At 75.3% G+C, this 292-nt stretch carries 1 pseudogene; it reads left to right on the forward strand.

What is annotated here, in order from left to right:
• A pseudogene (locus tag ACLBXP_RS25870) lies at positions 1-165 on the forward strand (isochorismatase family protein); the annotation flags it as partial.
• Positions 166-292 lie beyond the last annotated feature (127 nt).

Consider the following 292-nt stretch of genomic DNA (forward strand, 5'->3'; position numbering starts at 1 on the left):
GTCGCCGACGCGCTCGGTGCGCGCCGTCCCGAGGACCGAGAGGCCGCGCTCGCGCGGATGGCGCGCCACGGCGCCGAGATCGTCACCACCGAGATGGCGGTGTTCGAGTGGCTCGGCACCGCCCGGCATCCCCGCTTCCGCGACGCGATCCGGCTCGTGAAGTAGCGGGTCCGGGAGGATCCGGCCGACCGACGCAGGGGATCACTCCAGCCGCACCACCACGCTGTCGCTCGCCCCCGACGCGTCGAGCACGGAGATGCGGGCGAAGCCCGCCCCGTCCGGGCGCCACTCC

The sequence above is a fragment of the Methylobacterium sp. A54F genome (genome assembly GCF_053346035.1).